We start from the raw sequence: 14,658 nt of genomic DNA on the forward strand, positions 1-14,658 counted from the left end.
CCCGACAGGTACTGGCGGGCGAACTCCCTGTTCTCACCCACGTAGGAGCCCGTCACCCGGGCGATCCGGCCGTCGGCGAGGAGGACGCCCAGGCCACGCCCGTCCACGCCGCAGTTGTTCGACACGACCTCCAGGCCGCTCGTGCCCCGGGCGTGGAGGGCCTGGACGAGCACGGCGGGGATGCCGCTGAGACCGAAGCCGCCGACGGCCAGCGACGCGCCGTCGGGGATGTCGGCGACCGCCTCCGCGGCGCTCGCACAGACCTTGTTCACGTGGGGGTCCTTTCAGCGGGAGGCCGTGCGGGGCGTGCGCTCACGGCCGTTCCCTGGGGCGGCGGCGGGCGAAGGGGAGGGGTCGGGGTTCCGCGCCCGCCACCACGGTGTTGGCGACGGTGCCGATGCCTTCGACGGTGAGGGTGACGATGTCGCCGGGCTTGAGCGGCGGCGGGTCCCGCTTGCCGCGTACGCCCCACAGTTCGGCGAGGCAGCCGCCGTTGCCGCAGGTGCCGGAGCCGAGGACGTCGCCGGGGCGCACCCAGGTGCCGCGTGAGGCGTAGGCGACCATCTCCTCGAAGGTCCAGCTCATGTTGGACAGCAGGTCGGTGCCGACGACCTCGCCGTTGACGGCGGCGGTCAGGGCCAGCCGCAGGAAGCCCTCGGCGTCCCGGTACGGCTCCAGCTCGTCGGCGGTGACCAGGTACGGCCCGAGGGTGGTGGCGGTGTCCTTGCCCTTGCAGGGGCCGAGGCGGACCTGCATCTCGCGGGACTGCAGATCGCGTGCGGACCAGTCGTTGAAGACCGTGTAGCCGACGATGTGGTCGCGGGCCTCGGCGGGGGTGAGGTCGCGTCCGGCTCGGCCGACGACGGCGGCGACCTCCAGCTCGAAGTCGAGCACAGAGCTGCCCGGGGGGACCGGGACGTCGTCGTGGGCGCCGATCACCGCGTAGGGGTTGGTGAAGTAGAAGGTCGGGGCGTCGTACCAGGCCTCGGGCACTCCCCCGGCGCCGTCCACGGACCGTCGTACGCCCTCGACGTGCTCCTCGAAGGTGACGAAGTCCCGCACGGTGGGCGGCTCCAGCGGGGGCAGCAGCCGTACCTCGGAGACATGCGGTCCCGCCGGTGCGTCCAGGGCGGCGGCGCCGGCGCGGAGCAGCGCGTCGAGGCCGTCGCCGGACCCGATCAGCTCGGTGAGCGAGTGCGCCCCGGGGACCGGGAGGAGGGTCCCGTCCTCCTGGACGACGGCGACCCGGCGTCGGTGCTGGTGTTCATAGGCGGCGAAACGCATGGACGGCTCCGGGTTCGTTTCCTTGGCGTCGTCCCATCCCACGCCACCCCGCCCGATCTGGGAAATAGATTCTCGTTATGCCGTACATCCATGGGGCGGATGAGCGGCGCGGGCGCCGGGAAATCCGTCGCGTCCCCTGAACGGGGCCGTTACCCTCCGCGTGGACATGACGAAGCGGAACAACCCGCGAAAGGGGCCGTGCATGGGGACCGACCGTCTGGGCCTGCTGCTCGACCAGTTCGACTGCGCCAGGGAGAGGGCCCAGGTACGGCTGACGGGGCTCGTCGACGAGGAGTACCTCTGGGAGCCGGTGCCGGACTGCTGGTCGATCCGGCGCCGGGGCGAGGCGACGACGCCCCGGGCGTTCGGGCCGGGCGACTGGGTGCTCGATCAGGGCGCCCCGGACATCCCGCCGAGCGAGTACGCCGAGGTCGCCCGGCAGGCCGTCGGCGGTATGTCCGTCGCCAAGATCGCCGAGGACTGGAGCGTGAGCGTCGGGCGGGTCGAGGAGGTCCTCGCCCACACCGGCCCGGTGGAGCCCGACCGGACGCCGATCACCACGATCGCCTGGCGGCTCGGGCACCTGCACTACGGCTTCGCGGGCAGCTGGGAGTGGGCCTTCGGCGAACGGCGCCGGGACCCGAAGACGATGGTCGACTTCACCCCCGACGCCGCCCTGGCGCTGGAACGGTTCTGGGCCTCGGTCGACCGCTGGCGCGACGCCGTCGGCGGCGTCACCGACGAGCAGCTCGACACGGTCGGCTTCTCCCAGTACCCGTACGGCTCCGATCCCGACGATCCCTTCGTGGACGTGCTCTGGGGCGCCAACCTCGAGTTCATCCACCACATGTCGGAGATCGCGCTGCTCCGCGACCTCTGGCAGCACCGGGGCTGACGGGCTACCAGGCGACGGGGAGTTCGTAGATGCCGTAGGCCTGCGAGTCCTCCTTGAACCTCAGTTCCGAGACGTCGGCCGCCGGCCGCAGGGTCGGGATACGGCGGAACAGCGTGCTGAAGACCACGTGGAGTTCGATCCGGGCGAGCTGCTGGCCGATGCACTGGTGGGGGCCCCAGCTGAACGCCATGTGGTGCGAGGCCTTGCGGGTGAGGTCGAGGGTGGCCGGGTCGGGGAAGGCCTCGGGGTCCCAGTTGGCCGCGGGCAGGGAGGCGATCACGCCCTCGCCGGCCCGGATGATCTCGCCGTCGATCTCGATGTCGTCGACGACCGCGCGGCGCGCCAGCAGATGCGGGATGGTGAGGTAGCGCAGCAGCTCCTCGACGGCGTTGACCACGTACCTCTCGTCGTCCGCGTGCGCGCGCAGCGCGGCCAGCTGGTCGGGGTTCTGCAGGAGCAGCGCGGTGCCCAGGGTGATCATGTTGGCGCTGGTGTCGTGCCCGGCGACCAGGAGGATGTGCCCGAGTCCGCAGGCCTGCTCCATGGTGAGGTCGCCCTCGGCGACCCGCTCGGCGAGGTCGGACAGGACGTCCTCACCGGGGTTCTGCGACTTGGCCTCGATGAGCCCGGCGATGTAGGCGCGCAGCTCCCTGGTGGACTCTGCGGCCTCCTCGGGGGTCTTGAAGCGGGCGTTGGTGACGCCCGCGTGCTCCTGGAAGAAGTCGTGGTCCTCGTACGGCACTCCGAGCAGCGCGCAGATCATCAGCGACGGCAGCGGGAGGGACAGTGCCTCGTTCAGGTCGGTCGGGTTCGGGCCGGCCAGCATCCTGTCGATGAGGTCGTCCGTGATCTGCTGGATCTCCGGGCGGAGCTTCTCCATGCGGTGGCGGGTGAAGGAGCTGGTCAGCATCCGGCGCCAGCGCTGGTGTTCGGCGCCGTCGGTGTTGTTGATCGAGGGCTGCATCTCGGCGGCGTGCGCCTTCATGGCGGCCGTGGTGTGCGGGTATCCGGCCGCGCCGATGTTCGCGCTGAGCCGGGGGTCGGCGAGCAGCGCGCGCTGGGCCGCGTGGGTGGTGGCCACCCAGGGCGTGCTGCCGTCCCAGGTCTGCACCCGCACCACGGACTTGCCCGACTTCTGCAGGTCGAGCAGCCCGGGCGGCGGTGCGAAGGGGCACGACGCCGCCCGGGGCGACGGGTACGTGGGCATGTTCTCGGTCATCGACCGCTCTCCTCGTCGTGGCTGGTGAACTGGTGGCCGAGGAACGCGCCCGACCAGGCCATGAGGTCCGACGGGACGTAGTAGCCCTTCTCGTCGTTGATCGCGTCCCAGTTGCGCAGCACGTCCGCGGCCGTGGCGGGGCCGTCCCGGTGGACGTAGCCCTCGGTGGAGCCGATGAAGAAGCGCGCGAAGCGGCCCGCGCCGGCCGCGTAGATCTCCCCGCTGACCGGGCAGCTCTCGTGCGCGAGAACGGCGACGATCGGCGACACCGCCTCCGAGGGCATGCCGGCCTGCTGGGCGGCCGCCTCGGCGGCTTCCTCGTCGTCGATGCCGCCCATCCGGGTCAGGGCGGCCGGGGCGACCAGGTTCACCTTGATGCCGTGCGGCTCCCCGGCGAGCTTCGCGCTGCGGGCGAGCCCGATCACTCCGCCCTTGGCGGCGGCGTACGACAGGTTGTTGTCGAGGCCGAACACGCCCGCGGACGTGGTCAGGACGACCCGGCCGTAGCCCTGCTCCACGAAGTGCGGCCAGGCCGCGCGCAGGGTGGTGAAGGAACCGAGGAGGTGGACGGCGAGATGCCGTTCGAGGTTGGCCAGGTCGACGTCCGGCAGCCCGCCCCACTTGATGATGCCCGCGTTGTTGACGAGGACGTCGATACGGCCGTAGGCGTTCAGCGCGGTGTCGACGATCGCCCGGCCGCCCTCCTCGGTGGAGACGTCGTGGGTGTCGGCGACGGCGGTGCCGCCGGCGGCGGTGATCTCGTCGACCACCTTCTGCGCCGGGCCGGCGTCGGCTCCCTCGCCGTCCGCCGATCCGCCGAGGTCGTTGACGACGACCTTCGCGCCCAGCTCCGCGAGGAGGCGGGCGTGGGCGCGGCCGATGCCCCGGCCGGCACCGGTGACGACGGCGACGCGTCCTTCGAAACTCAACTCGCTCATGAATGACTCCTGTCGTGACGGGTGGCGGCGGTGGTCACGCCTCGACGCGGATGGCCAGGGCCGGGCAGACTGACACGGCGTCGAGCACCTGGTCGGTCAGCTCGGCCGGCGGGTTCGCGTCCAGCAGGACGACGATTCCGTCCTCGTCCCGCTGATCGAAGACATCGGGGGCGGCCGCGACGCACTGTCCGGCGGCACAGCACTTCTCCTCGTCGATGACGATCCTCATGGGTTTTCCTTCCGGGGTGCGTTCAGTGCGCGGGGGCGGTCGCGGGCAGCGCGTCGACGACGTCCTGGCGGCGCAGCCGGGTCTGTTTCGGCATGTTCCAGCCGAGGACGCCGGTGACCGCTCCCGCGCTGGTGTAGCGGGCGACGAAGCGCCGGGCCGTCAGGTCCCCCTCGACGATCTCGACGTCCGCGTCGGCGGGCAGCAGGCCGTGCACCTGGAGCTTCGCGTCGAACTGGTCGGTCCAGAAGTAGGGCACGGGGGCGTAGGGGCGGTCCTCGCCGAGGATCGCCCCCGCCACGGCGGCGGCCTGTTCGGTGGCGTTGGTCCGGTTCTCCAGCCGGACGAGACGGCCGTAGGGCTCGTGGTGGAAGCGGGCGACGTCGCCGACGGCGTAGACACCCTCCGCGGCGCGGCAACGGGAGTCGCAGACCACTCCGTTGTCGAGGCGCAGCCCGCTGTCCGCGAGCCAGTCCGTCGCCGGGGCCGCCCCGATGGCGACGACCACGACGTCCGCCGGCAGGGTCTCCCCGGTGGCCGACGCCACGCCGGTGACCCGGCCGTCGGCGCCGGTCAGGCCGGTCACGCCGGTGCCGAGCCGCAGGTCCACTCCGCGCTCGCGATGCAGTTCGCCGAGGAGTCCGGAGACCAGCGGGCCGACCTGGAGTGCCATGGGGGCCGCGAGCGGTCCTGTGAGGGTCACCGCCAGGCCCAGGGTGCGTGCGGTGGCCGCGATCTCGGATCCGAGCACGCCCTCGCCGACGACGACCAGCCGGGCGCCCGGGACCAGTTCCCTGCGCAGGGCCAGCGCGTCGTCGAGGGCGCGCAGTACATGGACTCCGGCCAGGTCCGCCGCCCCGGGCAGCGTACGGGCCCGTACCCCGGTGGCGATCACCACGGCGTCCGCCGCGAGTTCGCGCCCGGACGCGGTGCGCACGGTGCGGGTCGCCGGGTCGAGGGCGACCGCCTCGTCACCCAGGACGAGATCGGCCTTCAGGTCCGCCAGGACCTCCGGTGTCCGCAGCGTGGCCCGTTCGGGCTCCCACGCCCCGGACAGCACCTGCTTGGACAGCGGGGGCCGGTCGTAGGGGGCGTGCGGTTCGTCGCCGACCACGGTGATCTCACCGGCGTACCCCTTGCGGCGCAGCGACTCGACCGTGCAGAGGCCGGACGCGGAGGCGCCCACCACCAGGACCCGGCCCTGCGCCGGGATGCCGCCCTCGATCGTCATACGTTGACTCCGTTGTGCCTTGTGTGTGTGAAGGTCAGACGAGGTAGCGGCCGCCGTTGACGCTGAACGTCTGGCCGGTGACGTAACCGGCCTCCTCGGACGCCAGATAGGCGACCGCGTACGCGATGTCCTCCGGCCGGCCGGCCCGTTTCATCGGCATGGTGGCCGCGACGGCGTCGACGTCGACCGGCCCCTCGCGGACCAGCGGGGTGTCGATGAAGCCGGGCGGGACGTGGTTGACGGTGATCCCCCGGTCCGCGTACTCCACGGCGAGGGCCCTGGTCAGACCGATCACGCCCCCCTTGGAGGCCGCGTAGTGGGCCATCGCGGGCGCGCCGGTCTGCGCGGACGAGGACGAGATGTTGACGATCCGGCCCCAGCCCGCGTCGAGCATGCCGGGCACCAGTTCCCTGGTGACCAGGAACGGGCCCTTGAGGTTGACGCCGATCATGCGGTCCCAGACGTCCTCGGTGATGCCGGTGAAGGGCTGGTACGCGGTGATGCCCGCGTTGTTGACCAGGATCGAGACCGGGCCGAGCTCGTCGCGGGTCCGGGCGGCCGCGGCGGCCACGGCGGACGCCTCGGCGGCGTCTCCCGCGACCGCGATCGCCGTGCCGCCCGTCTCCTGGATCGCCGCCGCGGTCTTCTCCGCGCCCTCGGCGTTCAGATCCCACACCGCGACCGCGGCACCGCGCGCGGCGAGCACGGTGGCCACCGCCGCTCCGATGCCCCGGGCCGCGCCCGTGACGACGGCGACCCTTCCCTCCAGTGACGAACCTTGCAGTGACATGCGCGCTCCTCGTTGTGCGTGGCGGGTACGCCGTCCCCTGCGCCGAAAGTTAAATCAAACGGTCGGTACAATCAATCCCTGTCGGCAGATCGCCCACCACCATTGCCCGAATCCACCCCCTCATCTACGCTCTGCTGCATTCAATCGACCGACCGGTCGAAACAATAAACCGGCTCACACGGGCTGAGCAGCCCCCTGTCACTGTGGAGGGCAGATGAGCGAATCGACGAAGGCACCCGGTACGGCGGACGCGAGCGGAGGACGACGGACGACGGACGACGGTCTCCTCGACCTCGTCGTCGTCGGAGCGGGCGTCACCGGCATCCACCAGCTGTACCGAGCCCGCGAGGCCGGCTTCTCGGTCAAGCTGCTGGAGGCCGGCACCGGCGTCGGCGGCACCTGGTACTGGAACCGGTACCCCGAGGCCCGCTTCGACTCCGAGAGCTACACCTACGGCTACCTGTTCTCCCAGGAGCTGTGGGACGAATGGGAGTGGACGGAGCACTACGCCGGGCAGCCGGAGATCGAGCGCTACTTCAACCACGTCGTCGACCGCTTCGACCTGCGGAGCGACATCCTCTTCGGCACCAGGGTCGCCGCGGCGGTCTACGACGAGGACTCCGGCACCTGGACCGTGACCGCCGAGGACGGCAGGACGCTGAGGACCCGGTTCCTCGTCGCGGCCACCGGGGTCCTCTCGGTGCCGTTCGTCCCGGACATCGCGGGACGCGCGGACTTCCGCGGGGACCAGCACCACACGGCCCGCTGGCCCAAGACGCCGATCGACTTCACGGGCAAGCGCGTCGCCCTCATCGGCACCGGGTCCAGCGGGGTGCAGATCGTGCCGGCGATCGCGGACGAAGTCGCCGACCTGACGGTCTACCAGCTGAAGGCCGACTGGGTGACGCCCCTGAACAACCGGCCCATCACGGCCGAGGAACAGGCGGATCTCAAGGCCGACTTCGAGCGGATCCGGGCCACGCTCGAGACCTCCCCGAGCGGCTTCCTGCACGAGATCAACCCGCAGAGCGGGGCGGACGTCAGCGCCGAGGAGCGGCAGGAGTTCTACGAGCGGATCTGGAACAGCCCCGGCTTCACCAAGCTGACCGAGCACTACCGCGACATGACGTACAACCCCGTCGTCAACGCCGAGTGGTGCGACTTCATGGCCGCCAAGATCCGCGGCATCGTGACGGACCCGGAGACGGCCGAGAAGCTGGTTCCCAAGGACGGCGGCTACGGCGCCCGGCGGCCCCCGTTCGGCACCGGCTACTTCGAGGCCTACAACAAGCCCAACGTCTCGCTCGTCTCCCTGCTCGACGATCCCATCGTCCGCATCACCGAGGACGGGATCGAGACGGGCGCCGGGCTGCGCGAGTTCGACATCATCATCTGGGGCACCGGCTACGACTTCGGCACCGGCGCGCTCAACCGGCTGGGCGTGCGGGGAGCCGGCGACCTGCCGCTGAAGGAGTACTGGGCGGACGGCCCGCGCACCTACCTCGGGGTCGCTGCGGCGGGCTTCCCGAACCTCTTCTTCCCCGGCGGCCCGCACGGCGCGCTCGGCAACAACCCGCGCTACGCCGGCGACCAGGTGGAGTTCGTCCACCGGACCCTGCTCCACGCGCGCGACCACGGCCACGACGTCATCGCGGTCAAGGCGGCCGCGGAGAAGGAGTGGACGGACCTGATGAACAGCAGCGACCAGATGTCGATCTTCCAGAAGAGCAGCTACTTCTACGGGTCCAACATCCCCGGGAAGGCCGTCAGCCAGCTGCTCAACCCCACCGGCCGCTGGAAGCTCCAGGAGCTGATCCGGGAGGTCGAGGAGAACGACTACGCCACGTTCGACTTCTCGAAGGCGGGCGACACCCCCGCCTGACGGCGGACCCGCTGACGCCGGCCGCGCCCGTCCGACGGGCGCGGCCGGGCCGCCGTCGGTCCACCACCTGTCCTGCCAGACGAGTCCGGACCGACGGCGGCAGCCCCACCGCGGATGCCCCGGAACCCTCCTCGGGTTCCGGGGCATCGACGTGTCACCGCTCGACGGGGGCGCTCACACCGCCGCGATCCTGCGCACCGTCTCGGCGATCGTGTCCCGCGACGGCAGCCACAGCCGCTCCAGCGACGGCGCGTAGGGCGCCGGCACCGGCGGCGGGGCCACCCGGGTCACCGGGGCGTCCAGGTGCCAGAAGCCCTCGTCGACGGCGAGCGCCGACAGCTCGGCGCCGACGCCGAAGTCCCGTACCGCCTCGTGCGCGATGACGAGGCGGTTGGTCTTGGCGAGCGAGGCCAGGACCGTCTCCCGGTCCAGAGGGACGATCGTGCGCAGGTCGACGACCTCGACGCCGACGCCCTCGGCGGCGAGCACCTCGGCGGCGGCCAGGCAGTCCTGGACCATCCGGGACCAGGAGACGAGGGTGACGTCCGTTCCCTCGCGCACGACACGTGCCCTGCCCAGCGGCAGAAGGTGGTCGTCGGCGGGCCGGGGGCCCTTGAAGCCGTACTGGAGCCGGTTCTCCACGAAGACCACCGGGTTGGGGTCCTGGATCGCGGCGCGCAGCAGGCCGTAGGTGTCGGCCGGGTTGGACGGCATCACCACGGTCAGGCCGGGGATGTGCGCGAGCAGCGCCTCCAGGCTCTGGGAGTGCTGGCTGCCGGAGGAGCGGCCCGCGCCGAACTGGGTGCGCACGACGAGGGGCAGCGAGGCCCGGCCGCCGGTCATGAAACGGAGCTTCGCGGCCTGGTTGAGCAGCATGTCCAGGCAGACGCCGATGAAGTCCATGTACATGATCTCCACGACCGGCTTCATCCCGGCCATGGCGGCCCCCACCGCAGTCCCGAGGATCGCGCTCTCGCTGATCGGGGTGTCGCGGACCCGGCCCGGGAAGGCCTCGGCGAGGCCCCGGGTGAGGCCGAAGACGTTGCCGCCGGCGCCGACGTCGATGCCGGCCACGAACACCGACGGATCGGCCGTCAGCTCGTGCTCCAGCGCCAGGCGTACGGCGTCCATGGTGCGGAAGACGTCACCGGCGGCCGGGGCGGGCTCGGGTACCGGGGTGCGCGGGGCGGAGACGAAGTCGTACAAGGTCTCCGGGGCGGGCGCGGGCAGGCTGCGGGCCCACTCCACCGCCGCCTCGATCTCCTTGTGGATCTCCTCGTCCACGGCGTCCACGCGTGCCGGGTCGACCCCGGCGGCCGTGAGATGCCGGCGGGCGACGACCAGCGGGTCGCGCTCCTTGGCGGCGGCCACCTCCTCGGGGCTGCGGTAGCGCTCGGGGTCGCCCTCGTAGTGGCCGTGCCAGCGGTAGGTCTCCGCCTCCACCAGCACCGGGCCGCCGCCCGCGCGCAGCCGGTCCACGACGTCGCCCATCAGCCCCGCCACCGCGAGCACGTCGTTGCCGTCGACGTGCGCGTAGTCGATGCCGTAGCCGGCCGCGCGGGCGGACAGCGGGGCCCGGTGCTGGGCGGAGGCCGGGGAGAACTCGGAGTAGTGGTTGTTCTCGCAGAGGAAGACGACCGGGAGGTCCCAGACCGCGGCCAGGTTGACCGCCTCGTGGAACATGCCCTGGGCGACCGCGCCGTCCCCGAAGAACGCGACGACCACGTCACCGGCGGCGCGCAGCTTGGCGGCCGTCGCGACGCCGGTGGCGATCGGGAGCCCGGCGCCGACGATGCCGTTGGCGCCGTAGACGCCCAGTCCGGGGTCTGCGATGTGCATCGAGCCGCCGCGGCCGTGGCAGGTCCCGGCCTCCTTGCCCATCAGCTCCGCCATCATCGACGCCGGGTCCAGCCCCTTGGCGAGGACATGGCCGTGGCCGCGGTGGGTGGAGGTGATGCCGTCACGGGCGGTCAGCGGCCAGCACGCGCCGACCGCACTGGCCTCCTGACCGATCGACAGATGCAGGAAGCCGGGGATCTCGGTCGCCTTGTACAGCTCGGAGGCCCGCTCCTCGAACCGCCGGATGCGGCGCATCCTGCGGTACATCTCCAGCAGCCCGTTCGCGTGCGGGGAGTCGGCGCCGTCGTCCGGCCGGGCCTGGGGGTGCGGTGTCCGGGTCATGCGCGTCCTCGCGGTGCTCCCGCGGGCGGCGCGACGAGGGCCCGGGCGATCACATTGCGCTGGATCTCGTTCGTGCCCTCGCCGATCTCGAGGATCTTGGCGTCGGCGTAGAAGCGGGAGATCTCCGACTCACGGACATAGCCGTAGCCGCCGTGGATCTGGACGGCCTGGGAGGCGGCGCGGTTGGCGACCTCGGAGGCGTAGAGCTTCGCCATGGCGGCCTCCGTGCTGTACGGGCGGCCCTGGTCGGCGAGCCAGGCGGCGCGGTACACCATCCAGCGAGCGGCCTCCAGTTCGGTGCCCATGTCGGCGATCTTGTGGGCGACCGCCTGGAACGCCGCCAGAGGACGGCCGAACTGCTCGCGTTCCGTGGCGTGTTGCACCGCCAGGGCGAGGGCCGCCTTCGCCAGGGACAGTCCCAGCGCGGCGACGCTGATCCGCCCCTTGTCGAGCACCGACAGGAACTGGCGCAGACCGCCGCCCTCGTCGCCGATGAGATGGTCGTCGGGGACGAAGCAGTCGGTGAAGACCAGTTCCCGGGTGTCCATCGCGTGCCAGCCGAGCTTCTTCAGCTTGCGCCCGCAGGCGTAGCCGGGGGTGTCGGTCGGGACGTAGAAGGTGGCGTACCGCTTGCGGCCGTCGTCGTCGCGGCCGGTCACGGCGAGCACGGTGACGCCCTGGCTGATGTCGGTGCCGGCGTTGGTGATGAACATCTTGGTGCCGTTGATCACCCAGCCGCCGTCGGCACGGCGGGCCGTGGTGGTGATGCCGGCCGCGTCGGAGCCGGCCTCGGGCTCGGTCAGGCCGAACGCGCCGATGGCCTCGCCCCTCGCCAGCGGGGCCAGCCAGCGCCGCTTCTGCTCCTCGGTGCCGTAGGCGAGCAGCGGCAGGGTGGCGATGGTGGAGTGCGCGTTCCAGGAGGAGGCCACCGACTGGTCGGCGGCGCCGAGTTCCTCCATCACGGCCACGTACGTCACGGTGTCGGCGCCCGCGCCGTCGTACTCCTCGGGCACGAGCATGCCCATCAGGCCGAGTTCGCCGAGCTTGGTGAAGATGTGGGTGGGGAACTCCTCGTTCTCCGACCACGCGGCGGCGTGCGGGGTGATCTCGCGGGCCGCGAAGTCGCGCACCATCTCCTGGAGCGCCCGCGTCTCCTCGGGCAGATCGAAATCCATGGTCACAGTCCCTTCGGGGTCAGCAGAACCTTCAGCTGGTCGGCCCTGCGGCCGGCCAGGTCGGCGAAGACCTCCACCCCGTCGGACAGCGCGAACCGTCCGGTGAGCAGGGGGGAGGCGTCCAGGCGCCCGGTGCTCATCAGATCGACGACCCGGGGGATGTCGTGCCGGTAGCCGAGCGTGCCGAGCACGGTCCGCTCGTAGAAGACCAGTTGTCCCAGGTCGAACGAGACGTCGCCGTGTCCGACGCCCGCCAGCACGACCCGGCCGCCGCGCCGGACGGTGGCCACGGCGTCCCGGGCGAGGGCCGGCACACCGGTCGCGTCGATGACGGCGTCCGGGCCGATGCGCCCGGTGCGCACGAACACCTCGCGCCGTACGTCCGTCTCCCGTGGGTCGAAGGCCTCGGTGACGCCGATCGCCAGCAGCTTCTCGCGGCGTTCCTTCAGCGGTTCGCTCACATACAGGCCGGCGGCGCCCGCCAGCCGGGCGGCCAGGACGACGGCGAAGCCGATGGGACCGCCGCCGACGACCAGGACGTGGTCGCCGGGGCCCACCCCGGCGCGGGTCACGGCGTGCAGGCCGACCGCGAGCGGTTCGGCGAGCGCGGCCATCTCGTCCGTGACCCCGTCCGGCAGCCGGGTCAGTCCGGCGATCGGCACGGTCACCCGCTCGGCGAACGCCCCGGGCGAGGCGAGACCCACCGAGCCGCTCTGCGGGCAGATGTGGTAATCGCCGCGCACACACCAGAAGCAGGTCCCGCAGCGCCAGACCGGGTCGGCGGTGACGCGGTCGCCGAGTTCGACGCCCGCCACCGGTGCCCCCAACGCGACCACGGTGCCGCTGAGTTCATGGCCGAGGGCGAGCGGCGGGCGAGCCCCGGTGAGCGGGTGCGGGCTCTCCCGGATCATGTGCGGGCCCTCCTGGTACTCGTGCAGGTCGGTGCCGCACACCCCGCACCAGGAGACCTCGACGACCGCCTCGTGCGGCCCCGGTTCCGGTGGCTCCGGGACCTCGTCGAGCCGCAGGTCGCGCGCGCCGTGCCAACGCAGTGCCTTCACGTCGTCCGTCCCTTCTTGTCGTCCCCGTCGCGTGCTGCGCCCCGTTCGAGGAAGGCCCGCAGGCCCGACGCGGCGTCGTTCGTGCCGAACACCCCGGTGAACAGGGACCGTTCGAGCGCCAGGCCGGTGGAGAGCGCGGCGTCGGCGCCGTGGTCCACCGCTTCCTTGATCGCCTCCAGGGCGGCCGCGGGGCCCTCGGCGAGCCGGCGGGCGTACCGCAGGGCCGCCTCGTGCACCTCCCCCGCGGGGACCACCTCGTCCACCAGGCCGAGGCGCAGCGCCTCGGCCGCGTCGACGTCGCGGCCCGTCATCAGCAGGTTCTTCGCCCGTGCGGGGCCGATCAGCCGGGTGAGCCGCTGGGTGCCGCCGGAGCCCGGCATGATCCCGAGGCGGACCTCGGGCTGGCCGAGCCGGGCGTCGTCGGCGGCCACCCGGTAGTCGGCCGCGAGGGCCAGCTCCAGCCCTCCCCCGAGGGCGTAGCCGGTGATCGCCGCGACGACCGGCACGGGCAGCCGCGCCACCTCGTCGAACGTCCGCTGCAGGGCCCGGTTCCAGCCCCGCACCTCCTCGGGCTCCATCGCGGCCAGCGCCTTGATGTCGGCGCCCGCCGCGAACAGCCGCTCGCCGCCGTACAGCACGACGGCCCGCACGTCCCGGTCGTCGGCGAGCTCGCGCACACATGCGGCCAGTTCGTCGCGCTGTGCGTCGTCGAAGGCGTTCATCGGTGGATTGTGCAGACGCAGCGTGACCACTGCCCCTTCGCTTTCCCTGCGGATGCGTGGCACGAGGCCCTCCTGTCCCGGAGCGGTGAATCCCGAGGTCGGGAACGGTTGTCGACGCGTGCGTGTCGTCGTAAAGTGCGATCAAGTTTTATAGACCAAGAGGTACACTAAATCTTGGGAGCGGGCAACCGACCGGTCGGGACATTCCCGGCCGCCGAGCCGAGAGAGTCGCCGTGCACAATTTCTCGAGCATCCTCGATTACCACTTCCGCCAGCGGCCCGAGGCCGTCGCGATCGCCCAGGACGACCGCCGACTGACCGTCCGGGACCTGCATCGACGGGTGAACCGGCTGGCAGCGGGCCTGACGGACCTGGGCGTACGGCGCGGGGACGTCGTCGGGCTGCTGCTGTACAACCGGCCGGAGTTCCTGGAGCTGGTGTATGCCGTCAACCGGATCGGTGCGGTGTTCCTGCCGTTGAACTACCGGCTGTCGGAAGAGGAATGGCAGTACATCCTCGGACATGCGCGCGTGAAGACCGTGGTGACCGAGCCCGAGTTCCTGCGGGCCGTGGACCGTATCGCCGCACGGCTCGACGGGCTGGAGCAGCGGATCCTGGTGGACGGTACGGCCGAGGGCACGTGGACCGGGTACGAGGAGCTGTTGGCCCGGCACGAGGGGGCGCGGGTCGAGCCGGTGGAGGTCGAGCCGGGTGATCTGCAGCGGCTGATGTACACCTCGGGCACCACCTCACGCCCCAAGGGCGTGTGCATCACCTACGCCAATCTGCAGGCGAAGAACCTCGCCCACCTCGTGCACTTCGGCCTGACCGCGGCCGACACCACGCTGGTCTGCGGCCCGCTCTACCACGTCGGCGGCCTGGACATGCCGGCCCTCGGCGTCCTGTACGCGGGCGGCGGCGTGGTGCTCCAGCGGAAGTTCGACCCGGAGGGCGCCCTGCGGGCGATCCAGGAGCACGGGGTCACCAACGCGTGGCTCGCGCCCGCCATGGTCAACGCGGTCCTGGAGGTCCCGGACCGGGAGTCGTACGACAC

14 protein-coding genes are annotated in these 14,658 nt (G+C 71.9%); 3 read left to right on the forward strand and 11 right to left on the reverse strand.

Annotation, left to right across the window (positions count from 1 at the left end):
- Together ABZ464_RS51130 and ABZ464_RS51135 are read right to left on the reverse strand one after the other, a co-directional pair.
- Positions 1–272, reverse strand: a 272-nt coding sequence (locus tag ABZ464_RS51130; protein WP_359289715.1) for a CoA-transferase, incomplete at its 3' end; no start/stop codon positions are given.
- A gap of 40 nt (positions 273–312) precedes the next feature.
- Positions 313–1,284 (reverse strand): fumarylacetoacetate hydrolase family protein, encoded by a 972-nt coding sequence (locus ABZ464_RS51135; RefSeq protein ID WP_359289717.1) that lies wholly within the window; start codon positions 1,282–1,284, stop codon positions 313–315.
- 202 nt (positions 1,285–1,486) lie between these two features.
- Between ABZ464_RS51135 and ABZ464_RS51140 the strand changes: the two genes are divergently transcribed.
- Positions 1,487–2,179 (forward strand): DinB family protein, encoded by a 693-nt coding sequence (locus ABZ464_RS51140; protein ID WP_359289718.1) that lies wholly within the window; start codon positions 1,487–1,489, stop codon positions 2,177–2,179.
- Positions 2,180–2,183: 4 nt separating this feature from the next.
- On the opposite strand, the gene ABZ464_RS51145 is transcribed toward ABZ464_RS51140, so the two are convergent.
- Genes ABZ464_RS51145 through ABZ464_RS51165 form a run of 5 tightly spaced genes read right to left on the reverse strand, consistent with a single transcriptional unit; the run spans position 2,184 to position 6,583 of the window.
- Positions 2,184–3,398, reverse strand: coding sequence for a cytochrome P450 (locus ABZ464_RS51145; RefSeq protein WP_359289720.1), 1,215 nt, complete (start codon positions 3,396–3,398; stop codon positions 2,184–2,186).
- Positions 3,395–4,336 carry an SDR family NAD(P)-dependent oxidoreductase gene (locus ABZ464_RS51150; RefSeq protein WP_359289722.1) on the reverse strand — a complete coding sequence of 314 codons (942 nt, stop codon included), beginning with the start codon at positions 4,334–4,336 and terminating at the stop codon, positions 3,395–3,397. The genes ABZ464_RS51145 and ABZ464_RS51150 overlap by 4 nt, the downstream gene beginning before the upstream one ends.
- A 34-nt stretch (positions 4,337–4,370) precedes the next feature.
- A complete protein-coding gene (locus ABZ464_RS51155) occupies positions 4,371–4,565 on the reverse strand; it encodes a ferredoxin (RefSeq protein WP_359289724.1) in 195 nt (64 codons plus the stop codon).
- Positions 4,566–4,587: 22 nt separating this feature from the next.
- The gene (locus ABZ464_RS51160) at positions 4,588–5,793 is read right to left on the reverse strand and encodes an FAD-dependent oxidoreductase (protein WP_359289726.1); all 1,206 of its coding nucleotides are present in this window, start codon (positions 5,791–5,793) and stop codon (positions 4,588–4,590) included.
- Between the two features lie 34 nt (positions 5,794–5,827).
- Positions 5,828–6,583, reverse strand: a complete 756-nt coding sequence (locus ABZ464_RS51165) for an SDR family NAD(P)-dependent oxidoreductase (protein WP_359289728.1) — start codon at positions 6,581–6,583, stop codon at positions 5,828–5,830.
- A gap of 214 nt (positions 6,584–6,797) precedes the next feature.
- Here ABZ464_RS51165 and ABZ464_RS51170 point away from each other — a divergent pair, with 214 nt between their 5' ends.
- Positions 6,798–8,465: an NAD(P)/FAD-dependent oxidoreductase gene (locus ABZ464_RS51170; protein WP_359289730.1), complete on the forward strand. Its 1,668-nt coding sequence runs from the start codon at positions 6,798–6,800 to the stop codon at positions 8,463–8,465.
- A gap of 174 nt (positions 8,466–8,639) precedes the next feature.
- Here the strand turns inward: ABZ464_RS51170 and ABZ464_RS51175 are convergent, their stop codons facing one another.
- Genes ABZ464_RS51175 through ABZ464_RS51190 form a run of 4 tightly spaced genes read right to left on the reverse strand, consistent with a single transcriptional unit; the run spans position 8,640 to position 13,604 of the window.
- Entirely contained in the window at positions 8,640–10,646 is a 2,007-nt protein-coding gene (locus tag ABZ464_RS51175; RefSeq protein ID WP_359289732.1) for a dehydrogenase E1 component subunit alpha/beta, read from the reverse strand.
- Positions 10,643–11,821 carry an acyl-CoA dehydrogenase family protein gene (locus ABZ464_RS51180; protein WP_359289734.1) on the reverse strand — a complete coding sequence of 393 codons (1,179 nt, stop codon included), beginning with the start codon at positions 11,819–11,821 and terminating at the stop codon, positions 10,643–10,645. The genes ABZ464_RS51175 and ABZ464_RS51180 overlap by 4 nt, the downstream gene beginning before the upstream one ends.
- 2 nt (positions 11,822–11,823) lie before the next feature.
- Positions 11,824–12,882: an alcohol dehydrogenase catalytic domain-containing protein gene (locus ABZ464_RS51185; protein WP_359289736.1), complete on the reverse strand. Its 1,059-nt coding sequence runs from the start codon at positions 12,880–12,882 to the stop codon at positions 11,824–11,826.
- The gene (locus ABZ464_RS51190) at positions 12,879–13,604 is read right to left on the reverse strand and encodes an enoyl-CoA hydratase-related protein (protein ID WP_359289738.1); all 726 of its coding nucleotides are present in this window, start codon (positions 13,602–13,604) and stop codon (positions 12,879–12,881) included. The genes ABZ464_RS51185 and ABZ464_RS51190 overlap by 4 nt, the downstream gene beginning before the upstream one ends.
- Before the next feature lie 233 nt (positions 13,605–13,837).
- Here ABZ464_RS51190 and ABZ464_RS51195 point away from each other — a divergent pair.
- The coding region (locus ABZ464_RS51195; RefSeq protein ID WP_359289740.1) for an AMP-binding protein at positions 13,838–14,658 on the forward strand (821 nt) is incomplete at its 3' end.

Origin of the sequence: Streptomyces sp. NPDC005820, from assembly GCF_040630255.1 — a bacterium.
Lineage (GTDB): Bacteria > Actinomycetota > Actinomycetes > Streptomycetales > Streptomycetaceae > Streptomyces.